The following is a 19926-nucleotide window of genomic DNA, read 5'->3' as shown; positions in this document are numbered from 1 at the left end:
TAACATACTTAATTATGAAGAAAAGACTTCTTACGTTGTTATTATTAATAGCACCGATGTTGACATTTGCACAAGAAAAAGGTTTAGATCAAAAAATAGATGAAGTCTTTGGCGATGCTACAGGGTGGTTTGTTAATTTTATTTTCTATCAAATTGATTTTGGAGGAGGAGTTAAAATTTTCTGGGTTCTTTTCCCTTTAATTTTAGGAGCTTTATATTTTACAGTATATTTTAAATTTATAAATTTTAAAGGTTTTTTTACCTCAATAAATATTGTTAGAGGTAAATACGATGAGCTAGATCATCATGAATCAATGGTTGCAGCGGGTGATTCTACTCCAGGAGGAGACAATATAGAAACGATTGCAATAGAAAATCATGAAGGAGAAGTTTCTCACTTTCAGGCACTAACAGCAGCTTTATCAGCAACTGTAGGTTTAGGAAATATAGCAGGTGTAGCAATTGCTGTTTCAATTGGTGGAGCGGGAGCAACATTTTGGATGATAGTAGCAGGTTTTTTAGGAATGGCTTCTAAATTTGTGGAATGTACATTAGGAGTAAAATATAGAGATATTGGTGAAGACGGAACAGTGTACGGAGGATCAATGTATTATTTAACAAAAGGATTAAAATCAAAAGGTCTTGAAGGTTTAGGAAAAGTTTTAGCCGTTGTTTTTGCTGTATTCGTAATCGGTGGTTCATTTGGAGGTGGTAACATGTTTCAAGTAAATCAAGCAGCTCAATTATTTGAGCATATGACTGGTGGAGAGGAATCATTTATACATGGTTATAGATGGGCTTTTGGTTTAGTTATGGCAATACTAGTAGGTATTGTAATAATTGGAGGAATTAAAAAAATAGCAAAGGTTACAGATAAAATTGTACCATTTATGGTTGTAATTTATGTGTTAGCATCATTATTTGTTATTGTTGTAAATTATGACATGATAGGTGGAGCTTTAGTGCAAATATTTAACGGTGCATTTAGTCCTGAAGGAGTTGCAGGTGGTGCAGTAGGAGTTTTAGTACAAGGATTTAGACGAGCAGCTTTTTCTAATGAAGCAGGAGTAGGTTCGGCATCAATAGCGCATTCGGCAGTGAAAACTAAATACGCAGCATCAGAAGGTTTAGTAGCTTTATTAGAGCCTTTTATTGATACTGTAGTAGTTTGTACTATGACAGCATTAGTATTAATAATTACAGGAAACGTTACTTCTGCTAACGCAGGATTAGATGATGCACAAGCAATCTTATTAACATCAGGAGCTTTTCAATCAGCTATCTCATGGTTTCCATATGTATTAACTGTAGCAGTAGTTTTATTTGCTTTTAGTACAATGATTTCTTGGTCTTATTACGGATATCAAGGTTGGGCGTATTTATTTGGAAGGTCTAAAAAAATGGAATATGCGTATAAAACAATATTTTGTCTTTTTGTAATTGTAGGAGCTTCTATTAGTTTAGGATCTGTAATAGGTTTCTCAGATGCAATGATTTTTGCGATGATGGTTCCTAACATGATCGGACTAGTACTTCTAGCACCGAAAGTTAAAAAAGAACTTTCAAAATATATGAAAGCAATAAAGTCTAGCGAGGCATAAGAAAACTTAATATGAAAATATTTAAATCCCATTTCTGGTATCACAAACGCCAAAGAAATGGGATTTTCTTTTTGGTGGTAATTATAGTTATTCTTCAGTTTGTTTATTTCTTTGTTGATTTTTCTTCGGATGCAATAATCGATACAAACTCTGAAGAATTACTTGTTTATCAGAATAAAATTGATAGTTTAAAGAAAGTTGAATTAGAAAAAAGAAAACCTAAAATATATCCTTTCAATCCTAATTATATTACCGATTTTAAAGGAGAACAGTTAGGTTTATCTCTTCAAGAAATAGATAGATTACATGCTTATCGCGCACAGCGTAAATTTGTAAACTCAGCACAAGAATTCCAGCAAATAACAAAAGTATCAGATAGCTTATTGAATAAGATTTCGCCTTATTTTAAATTTCCAGATTGGGTTGTAAAAAGAAATAAATTACAAGAAACGGTAAAGTCAAAAGTTAATTCTGATGATGAGGTGCTGTTATTGAAAAAAGCTGTAATCTCAACAAACGACATCAATAAAGCTACACAGGAGGATTTTGAAACTGTTAGTGGTGTTGGATCAGTAATTTCAGCGCGAATTATAAAATACCGAAAAAAACTACAAGGCTTTTCATTTACCATGCAGATATATGAAGTTTGGGCAATCGATAAACCAACTGCAATTAGGATCTTACAAAGGTTTAAAATCCATCAAAAACCATCAATCCAAAAAATAAACATAAATACGGCTACTTTTAAAGAGATACTTGCTAATCCATATATAGATTATAAGTTGTGTAAAAGTATTTTTGAATACAGAGATGAGGTGGCAGAAATTCAGCAAATATCAGAAATAAAAAACATAGGTAGTTTTCCGATTGATAAATACGACAGAATAGTTCTATATTTGAAGGCAGAATAAACAAACAACAACAAAATATATAATTATGAACAGTATGTACTTTACTGAAGAGCACGACTTTTTTCGTCAGAGCTTTAAAGATTTCTTGCAAAAAGAAGTTGTTCCTCATATAAATAAATGGGAAAAAGACGGAACCGTAGAGCGTTTCATCTGGAAAAAATTTGGTGAGATGGGCTATTTCGGATTAAATCAACCAGAAGAATATGGTGGTTTAGGCTTAGATCTTTTTTATACTGTGATTTTTTTAGAAGAATTACAAAAAATAAACTCAGGTGGTTTTGCTGCAAATATGTGGGCACATGCCTACTTAGCAATGACACATTTAAATAAAGAAGGAGACGACAGAATCAAAAAAGCATATTTAACTCCGAGTATTAACGGAGATATGATAGGATGTTTGTGTATTTCTGAGCCTTTCGGAGGAAGTGATGTTGCAGGTATGCGTACTACTGCAATTAAAAAAGGAGATACCTATGTAATTAACGGATCTAAAACTTTTATTACAAACGGTATCTATTCTGATTACTTAGTAGTTGCCGCAAAAACAAATCCAGACGATAAACATAAAGGAATGAGTATTCTTTTGGTAGATAGAAATACACCAGGAATTTCATCAACCAAATTAGATAAACTAGGATGGAGAGCTTCAGATACAGCAGAAATTGCATTTGATAATGTAGTTATTCCTGCAGAAAATTTAATGGGCGAAGAAGGAAAAGGCTTTCCGTATATAATGCAACATTTTGCTTTAGAGCGTTTAATAATGGCTATCAATGCACATGCAAGAGCAGAATATGCTGTAGATTATGTGATAACATATATGAGCGAAAGAGAAGCTTTTGGTAAAACATTAGACAAATTCCAAGCCTTACGTCATAAAGTAGCCGAAATGGCTTCTGAAGTTGATATGTGTAGAGAATATAATTATTCGATTACAAAAAGACTAAACGAAGGTGTTTATGTGGTAAAAGAGGCAAGTATGAGTAAAATGTTATCTACCAAAATGGCAGATGAAGTTATATACGATGCATTGCAATTACTAGGAGGATATGGTTATATGGAAGAATATCCGTTAGCGCGTTTGTTAAGAGATAGCCGTTTAGAGTACAATTGGTGGAGGTACTTCCGAAATTTTGAAAGAAATTATCGCAAAAATGATAATCGATAAAAAAGAATATAAGCCAGCAACCTAATTTTTTAAATACAATATAAAAGATATTTTGGGCATTCCCTTTCAGGTCGCGCTTTACACTATATCTTTTTTATAAAAAAATAAAAAAGGATGCCGTTTCAATCGCTAATGCGATAATGAAATTCAAAATAAGTGAAAAATTAATTGTTAATTAAAAAAGACTCAGTACATTTGCAGTCCTAAAAATAAAAATTTAGAGACTACAATGAAGGGAGGTGCTAACACATGTTAATTATTCCAATTAAAGAAGGAGAGAATATCGATAGAGCGTTAAAACGTTACAAGCGAAAGTTCAGAGACGTTAAAATCTTAAGACAATTACGCGACAAAAAACAGTTTAACAAACCATCTGTCGTTAAACGTGCTCAAATGAAAAAAGCCTCTTATGTTCAAGGATTAAGAACGAAAGAAGAAGTAAGCTAGAAATAGTTTATAAAGAGTAATATAAAACCTGTATTGATTTATCAATACAGGTTTTTTTGTATATTTATTTCAGTAAAAACAAAACCAATGCTTGTAGCAGCTTTCTTAAGATATCTCGAACACGAAAAAAACTATTCAAAAAACACCATTAATGCATATAATGCAGATATAACTGCGTTTCAAAATTTTTGTGTAACTGAATTTGAGCAAAATGAGTTAACGACAATTCATTATAATCAAATAAGAACTTGGATAGTTGCACTTGTAAATAAAGAGGTGTCAAATAGAAGTGTGAATAGAAAGATGAGTTCTTTAAAAACCTTTTACGGCTTCTTGCAAAAAATAGGTGAAATACAAATTAATCCATTAGCAAAACATAAAGCGTTAAAAGTTCAAAAGAAAATACAAACACCATTTGAGCTAGACGAGGTAGATAAAGTATTAGATATATTAAATGAAGATACTGGTTTTGAATCAGTAAGAAACAAGTTGATTGTTGAGTTGTTGTATTCAACAGGAATGAGGAGGATTGAGTTAATCAATATCAAAGAAAAAGATATAGATTTTGCTAAGCAAGTAGTAAAGGTTTTAGGAAAAAGAAATAAAGAGCGATACGTTATGTTGCTTCCGTCAGTTTTAAATACTTTAAATCAGTATTTAAGCTTAAAAAAAGAATATGAGTTAGTTAGTGTAGAAGCGCTTTTGATAACTAAAAAAGGGGTTAAAATTTATGAAACTCTTGTGTACCGAATAATAAATTTGTACTTTAGTAGAGTATCAACGAAAGCTAAAAAAAGTCCACATATATTAAGACATGCTTTTGCTACACATTTACTTAATAACGGTGCGTCGTTAAATTCGGTTAAAGAATTACTAGGGCATTCAAGTTTAGCCTCTACTCAAGTGTATACGCATAATAGCTTAGAGCAGATAAAAAAAGTGTATAACAAGGCTCATCCTAGAGAGTCAAAATAAAGATTGAAAAAATTATGAAAGTATTCACGCAGTCAGTAAACTTTACAGCAGATAAAAGTTTGATAGATTACATTGAAAAGAAGATAGAAGGTTTAGAGAAGTTTCATGATAAGATTGTTGATGTAGAGGTTTTTTTAAAAGTACAGAAAACAAGTGAAAAAGAAAATAAAATTACAGAGATTAAAATTAATATACCTGGAAGTGAATTAATGGTAAAAAAACAAGCTAAAACCTTTGAAGAGGGTGTAAACACTGCGGTAGATTCATTAAAAAGAAGTTTAAAAAAATCAAAAGAAAAACAACGAGATTCTTTAGTATCATAAAAAGATGAAAATTAATCTAAAAAAGTTTTAAAATATAGAAATTACTTTATACATTTGCAATCCGTTAGAAATAGCGGATTGTTTTTTTATGACAATAAAAGCCGATGTAGCTCAGCTGGCTAGAGCAGCTGATTTGTAATCAGCAGGTCGGAGGTTCGAGTCCTCTCATCGGCTCAAAGTAAAGAAAGTTCTTTAACATAGTTTTAAATTACCAAAGGGGAGATACCAAAGCGGCCAACTGGGACGGACTGTAACTCCGTTGTCTTACGACTTCGCAGGTTCGAATCCTGCTCTCCCCACTTTTTTAAAACCGATTAATTGATATATCAAGCTTCAACTTTTGATTATTAATGAAAGGTTTTAAAAATACGCGAAAGTAGCTCAGTTGGTAGAGCGTCAGCCTTCCAAGCTGAATGTCGCCAGTTCGAACCTGGTCTTTCGCTCTATAATAATTATCCAGGCCGGTGTAGCTCAGTTGGTAGAGCGCATCCTTGGTAGGGATGAGGTCACCGGTTCAAATCCGGTCATTGGCTCTTTTTTAGAGTTTTTTTAAAAAAGAATTTAAAGTAACACTAAATATATTTAACTAAGAATTAAAATTAATAATCATGGCAAAAGAAACTTACGATCGTTCGAAGCCCCACTTAAACGTTGGTACAATTGGTCACGTAGATCACGGTAAAACTACATTAACTGCTGCTATCACTAAAGTATTAGCTGATGCAGGATTCTCTGAAGCTAGAGATTTTGATCAAATCGATAATGCACCAGAAGAAAAAGAAAGAGGTATAACAATTAACTCTTCTCACGTTGAATATGCAACAGAAAACCGTCACTACGCGCACGTAGACTGTCCAGGTCACGCCGATTACGTAAAGAACATGGTAACTGGTGCTGCTCAAATGGATGGAGCTATATTAGTAGTAGCTGCAACAGATGGTCCAATGCCACAAACTCGTGAGCATATCTTATTAGGTCGTCAGGTAGGTATTCCACGTATGGTTGTTTTCTTAAACAAGGTGGATATGGTTGATGATGAAGAGTTACTTGAGTTAGTAGAAATGGAAGTAAGAGAATTATTATCTTTCTATGAGTATGATGGAGATAATGGTCCTGTTGTTGCTGGTTCTGCTTTAGGAGCTTTAAATGGTGAAGAAAAATGGGTTAACACTGTATTAGAATTAATGGCAGCTGTTGATGCATGGATCGAAGAGCCTTTAAGAGAAACTGAAAAGCCTTTCTTAATGCCTATTGAAGATGTATTCTCAATTACAGGTCGTGGTACTGTTGCTACTGGTCGTATTGAAACTGGTATCATCAACTCTGGTGAGTCTGTAGATATTATCGGTATGGGTACTGAGAAGTTAACTTCTACAGTAACTGGTATTGAAATGTTCCGTCAAATCTTAGATAGAGGTGAGGCAGGAGATAACGCTGGTATCTTATTAAGAGGTATTGCAAAAGAAGATATTAAAAGAGGTATGGTAATCTGTAAGCCAGGTTCTGTAACTCCACACGCTAAGTTTAAGGCTGAGGTGTATGTATTGAAAAAAGAAGAAGGTGGACGTCACACTCCATTCCATAACAACTATCGTCCACAGTTTTACGTACGTACAACTGATGTAACTGGAAACATTATGCTTCCTGATGGAGTTGAAATGGTTATGCCTGGAGATAACTTAACTATTACAGTTGATTTAATCCAACCAATTGCATTAAACTTAGGTTTACAGTTTGCTATCCGTGAAGGAGGTAGAACAGTAGGTGCAGGTCAGGTAACTGAGATTTTAGACTAATCAATTAGTCAATATTATAAAAAAGGAGTCTCTTTAATGAGAGACTCCTTTTAAAATAAAATACGGGCGTAGTTCAGCGGTAGAGCACTGGTCTCCAAAACCAGGTGTCGGGAGTTCGAATCTCTCCGTCCGTGCATAATTAAAGCGAGTTGCAATAATAATTGCAACTCGTTAAAAGGATAAGAAAATGAATAACTTTATACAATACATCAAGGGTTCTTTTGAAGAGCTTAATACAAATATGACATGGGCTTCTCGTGAAGAAGCGCAAAAGTCTACTGTAGTTGTTGCGGCATTTACAATTGTTTTTGCTTTAGTGGTAGCAGGGGTAGATAAAGTTTTTCAAACAGGGTTAGATAACTTCTTTAAAATGTTTTAATAATGGCTGATTCAGTAATGAAATGGTACGTAGTTAGAGCAGTAGGAGGACAGGAAAATAAGGTTAAAGCCTATATTGAAACTGAAATCGCTCGTTTCGGATTGACAGATTATGTAAACCAAGTAATTGTACCAACCGAAAAAGTTATTCAAGTAAGAAACGGAAAGAAAGTTAACAGAGAAAGAGTTTATTTTCCTGGTTATATAATGGTAGAAGCTAATTTAGCAGGTGAAGTTCCTCACGTAATAAAGTCGGTAACAAATGTTATTGGTTTTTTAGGTGAAACTAAAGGAGGAGAACCAGTACCAATGCGTAAATCGGAAGTAAACAGATTGTTAGGAAAAGTTGATGAACTTTCTGTAAGAGATGAAAATATTGCAATTCCTTTTAATGTAGGAGAAACAGTAAAAGTAATCGATGGTCCTTTTAATGGTTTTGACGGAGCAGTTGAAAACATTAATGAGGAGAAGCGTAAATTAGAAGTAATGGTTAAGATTTTTGGAAGAAAAACACCGTTAGAATTAAATTATACGCAAGTAGAAAAAATATAATCGTTACACCTATATTTAGATGTGTTTGAAGCTTCCATTTTAAACATGTCGTTAAATCTTAAACAATGGCAAAAGAAGTAAGTAAATTAGTTAAACTACAAGTAAGGGGAGGTGCTGCGAATCCGTCGCCACCAGTTGGACCCGCTTTAGGTGCTGCCGGTGTTAATATCATGGAGTTTTGTAAGCAGTTTAATGCTCGTACACAAGACAAACAAGGTAAAGTTTTACCTGTCGTGATTACTGTTTATAAAGACAAATCTTTCGAGTTTGTTGTAAAAACACCACCAGCTGCAGTACAATTATTAGAAGCGGCCAAAATTAAGAAGGGTTCAGGAGAACCAAATAGGAAAAAAGTAGCAAGTGTTTCTTGGGATCAAATTCGAGGAATTGCAGAAGACAAAATGGTTGATATGAATGCCTTTGAAGTTGAATCTGCAATGAGAATGATTGCCGGAACTGCTCGTTCTATGGGATTAACAGTAACAGGTGATGCACCTGCTTAAACTTTAAAAGAAATTTAGAAATGGCAATTACTAGAAAGCAAAAAGAAGCTCGTTCTAAGGTAGATAGCTCTAAAGTTTACAGCTTAAAAGATGCATCAGCTTTAGTTAAAGAAATTACAACTGTAAAGTTTGACGCTTCAGTTGATTTAGCTGTACGTTTAGGAGTAGATCCTCGTAAAGCAAATCAAATGGTACGTGGAGTTGTAACTTTACCTCACGGAACAGGAAAGGATGTTAAAGTATTAGCATTAGTTACTCCAGATAAAGAAGCAGAAGCTACAGCAGCAGGTGCAGATTATGTTGGATTAGATGAATACCTTCAAAAGATTAAAGGAGGTTGGACAGATGTTGATGTGATTATTACTATGCCTAGTGTTATGGGTAAATTAGGTCCTTTAGGTCGTGTTTTAGGACCAAGAGGTTTAATGCCTAACCCAAAGACAGGTACAGTAACTATGAATGTTGCAAAAGCAGTACAAGAAGTAAAAGCTGGTAAAATTGACTTTAAAGTTGATAAAACTGGTATTGTACACGCTGCAATCGGAAAAGTATCTTTTGATGCTCAGAAGATTCAAGAAAATGCAAATGAGTTATTACAAACGTTAATTAAACTAAAGCCAACAGCGGCTAAAGGAGATTATATAAAGAGTATTTTTATGTCTTCTACTATGAGTCCTAGTGTTGCTGTAGATGAAAAATCTTTGTCTTTATAAGACAGTTAAACTTTTAATTATGACAAGAGAAGACAAATTACAAGTAATAGAAGATTTAACAGCAAGATTAGCAGATACAAGTACCATCTATTTAGCAGATATTTCTGGTTTAGATGCAGTTACTACATCTAACCTACGTAGAGCTTGTTTTAAAGCTAATGTAGAATTGGCTGTTGTTAAAAACACGTTGCTTTCAAAAGCAATGGAAGCTTCTGATAAAGACTTTGGAGATTTACCAAATGCTTTAAAAGGAAATACTTCAATGATGATTTCTGAAGTTGCAAATGCACCTGCAAAAGTTATCAAAGAGTTCAGAAAAAAATCAGACAAGCCTTTATTGAAAGGAGCTTTTGTTGAAGAGTCAGTTTATGTTGGAGATGACCAATTAGACGCACTTGTTAACATTAAGTCTAAAGAAGAACTTATTGGAGATATTATCTCATTATTACAATCACCTGCAAAGAATGTTGTTTCAGCATTACAATCAGGAGGTAATAAACTATCTGGTATCTTAAAGACATTATCAGATAAATAATTTCGCGCACTAATAAACTAATAATAAAATTTCAAAAAACAATTAAAATGGCAGATTTAAAAGATTTCGCAGAGCAATTAGTTAACTTAACAGTAAAAGAAGTTAATGAATTAGCAAATATTTTAAAAGATGAATACGGTATTGAGCCAGCAGCAGCAGCAGTAGCAGTAGCAGGATCAGCAGCAGGAGGTGATGCAGCAGATGAGCAAACTGAATTTGACGTAATCTTAAAAGCAGCAGGTGGTTCTAAATTAGCTGTAGTAAAGTTAGTTAAAGAATTAACTGGATTAGGTTTAAAAGAAGCTAAAGCAATCGTTGATAGTGCACCAGCACCAGTAAAAGAAGGAGTATCTAAAGATGAAGCTGAAGGTCTTGTAAAGTCATTAGAAGAAGCAGGAGCTGAAGTAGAGCTTAAGTAAGCTATACTCCCGATTTAAAACGGGATAAAACAATTAAGGTTTAGGTACTAGGAACATGCGTTTCTAGTCCTAAACCATTTTGTGTATATATTCGTTATTTATTTTATTACAGTTTTAAAACGGTAATAATACGACTATAAAGCGCTGATTTTAAGTCGGCAAAGCAATTAAAATTGCATTATTGAAACGAGAAAGTTTCAAAAAATAATATTTTTAATTTAAAAATAGCATCTCTTTTGGCAACGATAAACACTACTGAAAGAATTAACTTCGCATCATCGCAATTAGGTACCGATTATCCAGATTTTCTGGATATCCAGGTAAAGTCATTCCAAGACTTTTTCCAATTGCAAACTAAAGCTGATGAGCGTGGTGAAGAAGGTTTGTATAAAACCTTCATGGATAACTTTCCGATTACAGATACACGTAATCAATTTGTATTAGAATTTTTAGACTACTTTGTAGATCCACCAAGATATAGCATTCAAGAATGTATAGAAAGAGGATTAACACATAGTGTACCTTTAAAAGCTAGATTAAAGCTTTACTGTACAGATCCTGAACACGAAGATTTTGAAACAATTGTTCAAGATGTGTATTTAGGTACAATTCCTTACATGACTAATTCTGGTACCTTTATTATTAATGGTGCAGAAAGAGTTGTGGTTTCTCAGTTACACCGTTCACCTGGTGTTTTCTTTGGACAATCTTTCCACGCAAACGGAACCAAGTTATACTCTGCAAGAGTTATTCCTTTTAAAGGATCTTGGATAGAATTTGCAACTGATATCAATCAAGTAATGTACGCTTATATTGATAGAAAGAAAAAATTACCAGTAACTACGTTATTCAGAGCCATCGGTTTTGAAAGAGATAAAGATATATTGGAAATCTTTGATTTAGCCGAAGAAGTAAAAGTTTCTAAAGCAGGATTAAAGAAAGTATTAGGGCGTAAACTAGCAGCCAGAGTTTTAAAAACTTGGCATGAAGATTTCGTAGATGAGGATACAGGAGAAGTTGTATCTATTGAACGTAACGAAATAGTTTTTGACCGTGATACCATCATAGAAAAAGAACATATTGATGAAATAATCGATGCAGGAGCAAAAACTATCTTATTACATAAGGTAGATAATGACATGGCAGATTATGCAATCATTCACAATACATTACAAAAAGATCCTACCAATTCTGAAAAAGAAGCAGTAGAGCATGTTTATAGACAATTACGTAATGCTGAGCCGCCAGATGAGGAGACAGCAAGAGGAATTATTGAAAAATTATTCTTCTCTGAGCAACGTTATAGTTTAGGTGAAGTTGGTCGTTTTAGAATGAACACCAAATTACAGTTAAACGAACCGATTGATCAGAAGGTATTAACAAAGAATGATATTATTACGATTATCAAATACTTAATTGAGTTAATTAACTCAAAAGCAGAAGTAGATGATATCGATCACTTATCTAACCGTCGTGTAAGAACTGTTGGTGAACAATTAGCAGGTCAGTTTGGTGTAGGTTTAGCTCGTATGGCTCGTACTATTCGTGAAAGAATGAATGTACGTGATAACGAAGTATTTACTCCGATTGATTTAATTAATGCGAAGACCTTATCTTCAGTAATTAATTCGTTTTTTGGTACTAACCAGTTATCTCAATTTATGGATCAAACCAATCCATTAGCAGAGATTACGCACAAACGTCGTTTATCTGCACTAGGACCTGGAGGTTTATCTAGAGAAAGAGCAGGTTTTGAGGTTCGTGATGTTCACTATACACATTACGGTCGTTTATGTCCGATTGAAACGCCAGAAGGCCGAATATTGGATTAATTTCATCTTTAGCTGTATTTGCAAAAGTTAATAATTTAGGTTTCATTGAAACTCCTTATAAAAAGGTAATTGAAGGAAACATCGAATTAGATCAAGAGCATATATATTTAAGTGCTGAAGAAGAAGAAGGAATGAAATTTGCACAATCTAATTTAGAGATTAATGCAGATGGAGATTTCGTTGGAGATAAATTAATTTCACGTGAAGGGGGAGATTTCCCTGTAGTAACACCAACTGAAATTGATTATATGGATGTTGCTCCTAACCAGATAGCATCTATTTCTGCATCGTTAATTCCTTTCTTAGAGCATGATGATGCCAACCGTGCATTAATGGGATCGAACATGATGCGTCAAGCAGTTCCATTATTACGTCCAGAATCACCAATTGTAGGTACAGGTTTAGAACGTAGAGTCGCAAAAGATTCTCGTATCTTAATCAATGCTGAAGGTGCTGGAGTTGTTGAGTATGTTGATGCAAACAAGATAAAAATTAAGTATGATAGAACAGATGAAGAGCGTTTAGTAAGCTTCGAATCTGATGATATTTCATATAACTTAATTAAGTTTAGAAAAACGAATCAAGGTACAAACATCAACCTTAAACCAATTGTAAAAGTTGGTGATAGAGTTGAAGAAGGTCAAGTACTTTGTGAAGGTTATGCAACACAAAAAGGAGAATTAGCTTTAGGTAGAAATATGAAAGTAGCCTTTATGCCTTGGAAAGGGTATAACTTTGAGGATGCGATTGTAATTTCTGAAAAAGTTGTTCGTGAAGATATCTTTACTTCTATACATATTGATGAATATTCTTTAGATGTTCGTGATACAAAATTAGGAGCCGAAGAATTAACAAACGATATTCCTAACGTTTCTGAAGAGGCTACAAAAGACTTAGATGAAAACGGAATGATTCGTATTGGAGCAGAGGTAAATCCTGGTGATATCTTAATAGGTAAAATTACACCAAAAGGAGAATCTGATCCAACTCCTGAAGAAAAATTATTAAGAGCTATCTTTGGTGATAAAGCAGGTGATGTAAAAGATGCATCATTAAAAGCTTCACCATCATTAAGAGGGGTAGTAATTAATAAGAAATTATTCAAACGTGCTGTAAAAGATAAAACAAAACGTGCTCGTGATAAAGAAGCAATTGCAACTTTAGAAGCATCTTATGTACATAAGTTTGAAGATTTAAAAGATGTATTAATTGAAAAATTATTCAATTTAATTACTGGAAAAACTTCTCAAGGTGTATTTAACGATTTAGGTGAAGAAGTATTACCAAAAGGTAAAAAATTCACTCAAAAAATGTTAAATTCTGTAGGTGATTTTACACACTTACATGGAACTTGGACTACGGATAAAGACTTAAATAGATTAGTTGTTGAATTAGTTCACAATTATAAAATTAAAGTTAACGATTTACAAGGTGCTTTACGTCGTGAGAAATTTACAATTTCTGTAGGAGATGAATTGCCAGCAGGAATCTTAAAACTTGCAAAAATTTATGTTGCTAAAAAACGTAAATTAAAAGTAGGAGATAAGATGGCGGGACGTCACGGAAACAAAGGTATTGTTGCTCGTATTGTAAGAGCAGAAGACATGCCTTTCTTAGAAGACGGAACACCAGTAGATATCGTATTAAACCCATTAGGAGTACCATCTCGTATGAATATTGGTCAGATTTATGAAACTGTTCTTGGATGGGCAGGTCAAAAATTAGATCAGAAGTATGCAACACCAATTTTTGATGGAGCAAACATCGACCAAATTAACGCCTTAACAGACGAAGCTAAAATTCCACGTTACGGACATACATATTTATATGATGGAGGTACAGGAAAACGTTTCGATCAACCAGCAACGGTAGGTATAATTTATATGATTAAGTTAGGTCACATGATTGAAGATAAGATGCATGCGCGTTCTATCGGACCTTATTCATTAATTACACAACAACCATTAGGAGGTAAAGCTCAGTTTGGTGGACAGCGTTTTGGAGAGATGGAAGTTTGGGCACTTGAAGCATATGGTGCATCAAGTATCTTACGAGAAATCTTAACAGTGAAATCTGATGATGTATTAGGTAGAGCCAAAACTTACGAGGCTATCGTAAAAGGTGAAACTATGCCAGAACCAGGTTTACCAGAATCTTTTAATGTATTAATGCACGAACTGAAAGGTTTAGGGTTAGACGTTAAATTAGAGGAATAACAAACAGTGAAATATTAGTAGGTAATTTTTGTAATTGCCTACTAATAAATCATTTTAAATATACGTCTCATTAAGAGACAAATTTTTAATTCGAATCCATTACTTATTATGGCAAGAAAGAACGAAAAATACACTGTTAAAAAGTTTAACAAAATTTCAATTGGTTTAGCATCACCAGAGTCTATTTTAGAGGCATCAAGAGGAGAGGTTTTAAAACCAGAAACTATTAACTACCGTACACATAAACCAGAAAGAGATGGTTTGTTTTGTGAGCGAATCTTTGGTCCTGTAAAGGATTATGAGTGTGCATGTGGTAAATACAAAAGAATCCGTTATAAAGGAATCATTTGTGACCGATGTGGAGTTGAAGTTACTGAGAAAAAAGTACGTAGAGATAGAGTAGGGCACATTAATTTAGTGGTACCTGTAGCACACATTTGGTATTTTAGATCATTACCTAACAAAATGGGATACCTTTTAGGGTTACCATCTAAAAAGTTAGACATGATTATTTACTACGAACGTTATGTAGTAATTCAGCCAGGTGACGCTAAAACTGTTGACGGAGAGCCATTGCAAAAAATGGACTTCTTAACAGAAGAAGAGTATTTAGATATTTTAGATACACTTCCACAAGAGAATATGTATTTAGATGATACTGATCCTACGAAGTTTATCGCTAAAATGGGAGCAGAGTGTTTAATCGATTTATTAGAAAGAATCGATTTAGAATCGTTATCATTTGAATTACGTCACAAAGCAAATACTGAAACGTCTAAGCAACGTAAAAACGAAGCTTTAAAGCGTTTAAATGTTGTTGAAGCTTTTAGAGATTCTCAAAAAAATAGAGAAAACAATCCAGAGTGGATGATCATGAAGGCAGTACCAGTTATACCGCCAGAATTACGTCCATTAGTGCCATTAGATGGTGGTCGTTTTGCTACTTCAGATTTAAATGATTTATACCGTCGTGTAATTATCCGTAACAATCGTTTAAAGCGATTAATGGAAATTAAAGCACCAGAAGTTATTTTACGTAATGAAAAACGTATGTTACAAGAATCAGTAGATTCATTGTTTGATAACACTCGTAAATCATCTGCAGTAAAAACTGAATCTAACAGACCATTAAAATCGTTATCTGATAGTTTAAAAGGTAAACAAGGTCGTTTCCGTCAAAACTTATTAGGTAAGCGTGTTGATTATTCTGCACGTTCGGTAATTGTTGTTGAACCAGAATTAAAATTATTCGAATGTGGATTGCCAAAAGATATGGCAGCAGAATTATACAAGCCTTTCGTTATTCGTAAGTTAATCGAAAGAGGTATTGTAAAAACTGTAAAATCTGCAAAGAAAATTATAGATAGAAAAGAACCAGTTGTTTGGGATATTTTAGAAAATGTAATTAAAGGGCATCCAGTTTTATTAAACCGTGCACCTACGTTACACAGACTTGGTATACAAGCATTCCAACCAAAATTAATTGAAGGTAAAGCAATTCGTTTACACCCATTAGTGTGTACAGCCTTTAATGCCGATTTTGATGGGGATCAGATGGCTGTTCACTTGCCATTAGGACCAGAAGCTATTTTAGAAGCACAACTTTTAATGTTAGCATCTCACAGTATTTTAAACCCTGCAAACGGAGCACCTATTACGGTACCGTCTCAGGATATGGTATTGGGTCTTTATTATATGACTAAAGAAAGAAAATCTACTCCTGAAGTGCCTATTAAAGGTGAAGGATTAACTTTTTATTCTCCAGAAGAGGTAATTATTGCTTTAAATGAAGAAAAAGTAGATTTAAATGCAGGTATTAAAGTTCGTACGCACGATGTAGAAGACGGGCAAGATGTTATTAAAGTTATAGCAACTACGGTTGGTAGAGTTTTATTTAACGAAAAAGTACCGAAAGCTGCAGGATATATTAATGAGGTTTTAACTAAAAAATCATTAAGAGGAATTATTGGTGATATTTTAAAAGTTACAAACATTCCAGCAGTAGGAGATTTCTTAGATGAAATTAAAAACATGGGATATAAATATGCCTTTGAAGGTGGTTTATCATTCTCATTAGGGGATATTATTATCCCACCAGAAAAGCATACAATGATTGCTGAAGCTAATAAAGAAGTAGATGCAATTGTAGGAAACTATAACATGGGTATGTTAACGCAAAAAGAGCGTTATAATCAGGTAATTGATATTTGGGGAAGAACCAATAATCAATTAACAGAATTATCTATGAAGCGTTTACGTGAAGACCAACAAGGATTTAACTCAGTATTTATGATGTTAGACTCTGGAGCACGTGGATCTAAAGAGCAAATTCGTCAGTTAACTGGTATGCGTGGATTAATGGCAAAGCCTAAAAAATCGACAGCTGGTGGTGGAGAAATTATTGAGAATCCAATTCTTTCTAACTTTAAGGAAGGATTATCAATTCTTGAATACTTTATATCAACACACGGTGCACGTAAAGGATTAGCCGATACTGCATTAAAAACTGCCGATGCAGGTTACTTAACTCGTCGTTTAGTAGATGTATCTCAAGATGTAATTGTAAATGAAGTTGATTGTGGTACTTTAAGAGGACTAGAAGTAGCTCCATTAAAGAAAAATGATGAAATTGTAGAATCTTTAAGTGATAGAATTACAGGTCGTACAGCATTACATAATGTATACGTTCCTAATTCAGATGATCTTTTAGTAGCATCAGGAGAATTAATTACATTTACATTAGCTGATAAAATTCAAGCTAGTGGAATTGATAAAGTAGAAGTTCGTTCAGCATTAACATGTGAATCTCAAAGAGGTATTTGTGAAAAATGTTATGGACAATCTTTATCAACAGGTAAAAAAGTTCAAAGAGGTGAAGCAGTTGGTGTAATTGCAGCACAATCTATTGGAGAACCTGGTACACAGTTAACATTACGTACATTCCACGTTGGTGGGGTTGCAGGTAATATTTCTGAAGAGAATAAGTTAATTGCAAAATTCGATGGTAAAGTTAAAATTGAAGATTTACGTACTGTAAATGGTAAAGATAACGACGGTAAAGAAATTGAAATCGTTATTTCACGTACAGCGGAAATCAAAATTATTGATAAAAAGACTGATATCGTATTAAGTACAAATATTATCCCTTATGGATCGATTATCTTTAATAAAGATATGAAAACCATCAAAAAAGGAGATGCTGTTTGTCAATGGGATCCATTTAACGGAGTTATCGTATCAGAATTTGGAGGTAAAGTTAAGTTTGACAATTTAGAACAAGGTATTAATTACTCTGTTGAAATTGATGAACAAACAGGTTTCCAAGAAAAGGTAATGATCGATTCTAAAAACAAGAAAATCATTGCTTCATTAATTATTGAAGATGCTGATGGTAATGCTTTACGTTCGTATAGTTTACCAGTAGGAGCTCACTTAATGGTTAGTGATGGTGATAAAGTAGCAACAGGTCATACTTTAGTTAAGATTCCACGTAAGTCTGGTAAAGCAGGGGATATTACAGGAGGTTTACCACGTGTAACAGAATTATTTGAAGCACGTAACCCATCTAACCCAGCAGTAATAGCTCAGATTGATGGAGTAGTATCTTTCGGTAAAATTAAGCGTGGTAATCGTGAAATTATTATTGAATCTAAAACAGGTGATATTACTAAGTACTTAGTAAAATTATCTAATCAGATTTTAGTTCAAGAAAACGATTTCATTAAAGCAGGTATGCCGTTATCTGACGGAGCAACAACTCCGATAGATATCTTAAACATTAAAGGACCTTCTGCAGTACAAGAATACTTAGTAAACGAAATTCAAGAAGTATATCGTTTACAGGGTGTAAAAATTAATGACAAGCATTTCGAAGTAGTAGTACGTCAAATGATGCGTAAAGTTAGAATTATTGACTCTGGAGATACTTTATTCTTAGAGAACCAATTAATTCATAAAAATGACTTTATCACAGATAACGATGCTATCTATGGAATGAAAGTTGTTGAAGATGCTGGGGATTCTGAGAATTTACAACCAGGTCAAATGGTTTCAGCTCGTCAATTAAGAGATGAAAATTCAATTTTACGTAGAGCAGATAAAAACTTAGTAGCAGCTCGTGATGCGAAACCAGCAACAGCTGAACAAGTATTACAAGGTATTACTAGAGCTTCGTTACAAACGAAATCATTTATATCAGCAGCGTCATTCCAGGAAACAACTAAAGTATTAAATGAAGCCGCTGTAAACGGTAAAATTGATACCTTAGAAGGATTAAAAGAAAATGTAATTGTTGGTAAACGTATACCAGCAGGAACAGGAATGAGATCTTACGATAACCAAATCGTAGGACCTAGAGATGAAATGGAAAAAAGTTTATAATTTCTAATGTAAAAGGCCTCTAAATTTTTAGAGGCTTTTTTTTTAATTTTTATTATGGAAGAAAATAAAGATCCACAATTAAATATTGAGTTAGATCAGGATGTTGCTGAAGGAACGTATAGTAACCTAGCAATTATTAATCATTCAGTATCTGAATTTATAGTAGATTTTATAAATATAATGCCAGGGGTGCCTAAGGCAAAAGTAAAATCTAGAATTATTTTAACACCACAACACGCTAAAAGATTAACAAAGGCTTTGGCTGAAAATGTTCGAAAATTTGAACAAGCACACGGTGAAATAAAAGATTATGAGCAAGTACCAATTCCGATGAATTTTGGAGGAACAACAGGTGAAGCTTAAAATTTAAAACGTCTATTATTAGACGTTTTTTTTTTGCTCTAAATCGAAATTTAAAAACCTGTAGAAATATCTTTTAAAGCTTGAGAGTCAAGAATAAAAACCTCTTTACCTTTTAAGTCAATTAATTTTTTCTTTTTAAATTCAGAAAGTAAGCGAATAGCCGATTCGGTAGCTGTACCTATAATATTAGCGATATCTTCACGAGATAAAAGTATATCTAAAGCGCCATTTTCATTTTTAGCAAACTTGTTTTCAAGGCTTAATAAAGTTGCTGCTAAACGTTGTTTAACAGTTTTCTGAGCCATATCAACAATAAAATTATCAGCAGTTTTAAGAGATGAAGCCATGTTTTTAAGAATATCCATGGTAAACTTCGGATTATCTTCTAAATCCCTCACAATTTCTTCTTTTGGAATAAAACAAATTTCCATATCATTTACAGCAATGGCTTTTAAGTTAGAACTTTCGTCGTTTATTAAGCTACGTTCTCCTAATAAATCTCCTTTTCTTACCAAATTTACAATCTGATCTCTACCATTGTCACTCATTTTCGAAACCTTACAAACACCATCTTTAATACAAAAAATACCATTTATATGTTCGCCTTCTTCAAATAAAACGGTTCCTTTTTTTATTGTTTTAGATGTTTTACAACCAGCAATCCTAACCAATTCATCTTTTGTAAGTGATTTTAAAGAATTAAATTGACGAATGATACATTGTTCACATTTGCTCATGGTGGTAGTCTGTTAAGGAGATTCAAAGATAGCGAAAAGCTGATAAATATCATATTTTTATAAGGGTTGATATATGA

At 33.4% G+C, this 19926-nt stretch carries 15 protein-coding genes, 5 tRNA genes and 2 pseudogenes; 21 read left to right on the top strand and 1 reads right to left on the bottom strand.

The annotated features are described in order from the left end of the window. The first annotated feature begins 14 nt into the window (after positions 1 to 14). The 21 genes and pseudogenes from PG912_RS10380 to PG912_RS10280 all read left to right on the top strand — a co-directional run bounded on the left by PG912_RS10380 (position 15) and on the right by PG912_RS10280 (position 19112). Positions 15 to 1601: an alanine/glycine:cation symporter family protein gene (locus PG912_RS10380; RefSeq protein ID WP_275687479.1), complete on the top strand. Its 1587-nt coding sequence runs from the start codon at positions 15 to 17 to the stop codon at positions 1599 to 1601. An 11-nt stretch (positions 1602 to 1612) separates the two neighbouring features. Next, complete coding sequence (locus PG912_RS10375; RefSeq protein ID WP_275687478.1) at positions 1613 to 2512, top strand: ComEA family DNA-binding protein; 900 nt, start codon at positions 1613 to 1615, stop codon at positions 2510 to 2512. Between the two features lie 25 nt (positions 2513 to 2537). Continuing rightward, a pseudogene (locus PG912_RS10370) lies at positions 2538 to 3705 on the top strand (acyl-CoA dehydrogenase family protein). A gap of 224 nt (positions 3706 to 3929) precedes the next feature. Continuing rightward, on the top strand, positions 3930 to 4127 hold the full coding sequence (gene rpsU / locus PG912_RS10365; RefSeq protein WP_028888499.1) for a 30S ribosomal protein S21: 198 nt from the start codon (positions 3930 to 3932) through the stop codon (positions 4125 to 4127). Between the two features lie 87 nt (positions 4128 to 4214). Next, on the top strand, positions 4215 to 5102 hold the full coding sequence (locus PG912_RS10360) for a tyrosine-type recombinase/integrase (RefSeq protein ID WP_275687477.1): 888 nt from the start codon (positions 4215 to 4217) through the stop codon (positions 5100 to 5102). A gap of 14 nt (positions 5103 to 5116) precedes the next feature. Next, positions 5117 to 5425, top strand: a complete 309-nt coding sequence (hpf, locus tag PG912_RS10355) for a ribosome hibernation-promoting factor, HPF/YfiA family (protein WP_260586755.1) — start codon at positions 5117 to 5119, stop codon at positions 5423 to 5425. A 100-nt stretch (positions 5426 to 5525) separates the two neighbouring features. After that, positions 5526 to 5599: transfer RNA gene (locus PG912_RS10350), tRNA-Thr, on the top strand. Positions 5600 to 5641: 42 nt separating this feature from the next. Beyond that, positions 5642 to 5724: transfer RNA gene (locus tag PG912_RS10345), tRNA-Tyr, on the top strand. 71 nt (positions 5725 to 5795) lie between these two features. After that, positions 5796 to 5868: transfer RNA gene (locus PG912_RS10340), tRNA-Gly, on the top strand. Between the two features lie 17 nt (positions 5869 to 5885). Next, a tRNA-Thr gene (locus PG912_RS10335) sits at positions 5886 to 5958 on the top strand. Positions 5959 to 6033: 75 nt separating this feature from the next. Next, a complete protein-coding gene (gene tuf / locus PG912_RS10330) occupies positions 6034 to 7221 on the top strand; it encodes an elongation factor Tu (RefSeq protein WP_275687476.1) in 1188 nt (395 codons plus the stop codon). A 62-nt stretch (positions 7222 to 7283) separates the two neighbouring features. Further along, a tRNA-Trp gene (locus PG912_RS10325) sits at positions 7284 to 7355 on the top strand. A gap of 53 nt (positions 7356 to 7408) precedes the next feature. Then, on the top strand, positions 7409 to 7600 hold the full coding sequence (gene secE / locus PG912_RS10320; protein WP_218773120.1) for a preprotein translocase subunit SecE: 192 nt from the start codon (positions 7409 to 7411) through the stop codon (positions 7598 to 7600). A 2-nt stretch (positions 7601 to 7602) separates the two neighbouring features. Beyond that, complete coding sequence (gene nusG / locus PG912_RS10315) at positions 7603 to 8151, top strand: transcription termination/antitermination protein NusG (protein ID WP_260586753.1); 549 nt, start codon at positions 7603 to 7605, stop codon at positions 8149 to 8151. Between the two features lie 65 nt (positions 8152 to 8216). Beyond that, positions 8217 to 8654: a 50S ribosomal protein L11 gene (rplK, locus tag PG912_RS10310; protein WP_260586752.1), complete on the top strand. Its 438-nt coding sequence runs from the start codon at positions 8217 to 8219 to the stop codon at positions 8652 to 8654. Between the two features lie 20 nt (positions 8655 to 8674). After that, positions 8675 to 9367 carry a 50S ribosomal protein L1 gene (gene rplA / locus PG912_RS10305; protein ID WP_275687475.1) on the top strand — a complete coding sequence of 231 codons (693 nt, stop codon included), beginning with the start codon at positions 8675 to 8677 and terminating at the stop codon, positions 9365 to 9367. A gap of 19 nt (positions 9368 to 9386) precedes the next feature. Beyond that, positions 9387 to 9902 carry a 50S ribosomal protein L10 gene (gene rplJ / locus PG912_RS10300; protein WP_275687474.1) on the top strand — a complete coding sequence of 172 codons (516 nt, stop codon included), beginning with the start codon at positions 9387 to 9389 and terminating at the stop codon, positions 9900 to 9902. 47 nt (positions 9903 to 9949) lie between these two features. Then, the gene (rplL, locus tag PG912_RS10295) at positions 9950 to 10321 is read left to right on the top strand and encodes a 50S ribosomal protein L7/L12 (protein ID WP_275687473.1); all 372 of its coding nucleotides are present in this window, start codon (positions 9950 to 9952) and stop codon (positions 10319 to 10321) included. 236 nt (positions 10322 to 10557) lie between these two features. Continuing rightward, positions 10558 to 14369 (top strand): annotated as a pseudogene (gene rpoB, locus PG912_RS10290) (DNA-directed RNA polymerase subunit beta). A 108-nt stretch (positions 14370 to 14477) separates the two neighbouring features. Next, on the top strand, positions 14478 to 18749 hold the full coding sequence (gene rpoC / locus PG912_RS10285; RefSeq protein WP_275687472.1) for a DNA-directed RNA polymerase subunit beta': 4272 nt from the start codon (positions 14478 to 14480) through the stop codon (positions 18747 to 18749). A 54-nt stretch (positions 18750 to 18803) separates the two neighbouring features. Then, the gene (locus PG912_RS10280; RefSeq protein WP_218773112.1) at positions 18804 to 19112 is read left to right on the top strand and encodes a DUF3467 domain-containing protein; all 309 of its coding nucleotides are present in this window, start codon (positions 18804 to 18806) and stop codon (positions 19110 to 19112) included. A 50-nt stretch (positions 19113 to 19162) separates the two neighbouring features. Here PG912_RS10280 and PG912_RS10275 read toward each other — a convergent pair whose 3' ends face one another. Next, a complete protein-coding gene (locus PG912_RS10275; protein ID WP_275687471.1) occupies positions 19163 to 19849 on the bottom strand; it encodes a Crp/Fnr family transcriptional regulator in 687 nt (228 codons plus the stop codon). Positions 19850 to 19926: the final 77 nt, after the last annotated feature.

The sequence above is a fragment of the Tenacibaculum retecalamus genome (assembly GCF_027941755.1).
In the GTDB taxonomy this organism is placed as follows: domain Bacteria; phylum Bacteroidota; class Bacteroidia; order Flavobacteriales; family Flavobacteriaceae; genus Polaribacter; species Polaribacter haliotis_B.
The sequence above is the reverse complement of the archived record's forward strand: the minus strand, read 5'-3'. Positions and strand labels throughout refer to the sequence as shown.

Excerpts from the sequence above, each read along its gene's own strand:
- PG912_RS10375 (WP_275687478.1), top strand. The coding sequence starts at position 1,613 with ATGAAAATATTTAAATCCCATTTCTGGTATCACAAACGCCAAAGAAAT.
- secE (WP_218773120.1), top strand. The coding sequence starts at position 7,409 with ATGAATAACTTTATACAATACATCAAGGGTTCTTTTGAAGAGCTTAAT.
- nusG (WP_260586753.1), top strand. The coding sequence starts at position 7,603 with ATGGCTGATTCAGTAATGAAATGGTACGTAGTTAGAGCAGTAGGAGGA.
- PG912_RS10380 (WP_275687479.1), top strand. The coding sequence starts at position 15 with ATGAAGAAAAGACTTCTTACGTTGTTATTATTAATAGCACCGATGTTG.
- rplJ (WP_275687474.1), top strand. The coding sequence starts at position 9,387 with ATGACAAGAGAAGACAAATTACAAGTAATAGAAGATTTAACAGCAAGA.
- rplK (WP_260586752.1), top strand. The coding sequence starts at position 8,217 with ATGGCAAAAGAAGTAAGTAAATTAGTTAAACTACAAGTAAGGGGAGGT.
- tuf (WP_275687476.1), top strand. The coding sequence starts at position 6,034 with ATGGCAAAAGAAACTTACGATCGTTCGAAGCCCCACTTAAACGTTGGT.
- hpf (WP_260586755.1), top strand. The coding sequence starts at position 5,117 with ATGAAAGTATTCACGCAGTCAGTAAACTTTACAGCAGATAAAAGTTTG.
- PG912_RS10275 (WP_275687471.1), bottom strand. The coding sequence starts at position 19,849 with ATGAGCAAATGTGAACAATGTATCATTCGTCAATTTAATTCTTTAAAA.
- rplA (WP_275687475.1), top strand. The coding sequence starts at position 8,675 with ATGGCAATTACTAGAAAGCAAAAAGAAGCTCGTTCTAAGGTAGATAGC.
- rplL (WP_275687473.1), top strand. The coding sequence starts at position 9,950 with ATGGCAGATTTAAAAGATTTCGCAGAGCAATTAGTTAACTTAACAGTA.
- rpoC (WP_275687472.1), top strand. The coding sequence starts at position 14,478 with ATGGCAAGAAAGAACGAAAAATACACTGTTAAAAAGTTTAACAAAATT.
- rpsU (WP_028888499.1), top strand. The coding sequence starts at position 3,930 with ATGTTAATTATTCCAATTAAAGAAGGAGAGAATATCGATAGAGCGTTA.
- PG912_RS10280 (WP_218773112.1), top strand. The coding sequence starts at position 18,804 with ATGGAAGAAAATAAAGATCCACAATTAAATATTGAGTTAGATCAGGAT.
- PG912_RS10360 (WP_275687477.1), top strand. The coding sequence starts at position 4,215 with ATGCTTGTAGCAGCTTTCTTAAGATATCTCGAACACGAAAAAAACTAT.